This is a genomic window from Actinomyces urogenitalis DSM 15434 (assembly GCF_000159035.1).
GTDB classification, from domain to species: Bacteria; Actinomycetota; Actinomycetes; order Actinomycetales; family Actinomycetaceae; genus Actinomyces; species Actinomyces urogenitalis.
Map to the genome: position 1 here is coordinate 1 of NZ_DS999600.1, position 908 is coordinate 908.

1 protein-coding gene is annotated in these 908 nt (G+C 75.6%); it reads left to right on the forward strand.

Going from position 1 to position 908, the window contains the following annotated elements:
- Positions 1–87: 87 nt before the first annotated feature.
- Positions 88–908, forward strand: an 821-nt coding sequence (locus HMPREF0058_RS11440) for a thiamine pyrophosphate-binding protein (protein WP_345908472.1), incomplete at its 3' end; no start/stop codon positions are given.

Here is a 908-nt window from a genome sequence, read left to right on the forward strand (position 1 = left end):
CAGGCGGCCGCGGACCGCAGCGCGGCGCCCCTGCCTGCCTCGGTCCACGCCGCGCTCCAGGTGGTCCTCAGCCTCATCCGGCTGGGCGTGCATGACGTCGTCCTGGCCCCAGGCTCGCGCAGCGCGCCCTTTGTCCCGGTCCTGGCTGCTGCCGAGCAGGCAGGGCTCGTCCGCGTGCGCGTGGTCGTCGATGAGCGCAGCGCCGGCTTCGTGGCGCTCGGTATCGCCCGCGCCGCTCTGGTGGATGACTGGCGTCGACCGGCTGCCGTCATCACGACCTCCGGCACCGCCGTCGCCAACCTGCACCCCGCCGTGGCTGAGGCGGACGCGGCCGGGGTCCCCATGCTCGTCATCTCCGCCGACCGGCCTCACGAGCTCGTTGGCACCGGGGCCAACCAGACCACCGAGCAGACCGGCATCTTCGGCCGCGCGGTGCGCACCGTCGTCGACCTGCCCGCGGACCTGAGCGCGGACCTGGGCCAGGAGCGCGGGGCAGCGGCCATTGGTGGACAGCTGCGCCGCGCCGTCGAGGCCGCGCGCGGGTGGCTGACCAATGACCCCGGTCCGGCGCAGGTCAATATCCGCTTCCGCCCGCCGCTGGCGTTACCGGCCGAGGACGACGGCGCGGCCTGCGACTACCTGCGGGCGGCCGTGGCGGCTGTGGCGGAGGGTGAGGATAGCCGCCGGTGGGGCGGGACGAGCGCGAAGCCCCCGTCCTCCCAGGCCCGCAGGACCGGCGGCTACCAGCCCCGACCGGCACGCCGGAGCCAGGAGGGGGACGGGGCCACCGAGCGGGGCCTGGTCGTAGCCGGAGACAGCGTCGATGGCGTGGGACCGCGCGCCCGTGAGCTCGCCGAGTACCTCGGCTGGCCCTTGCTGGCTGAACCCACCTCCGGTGCACGCGGGGG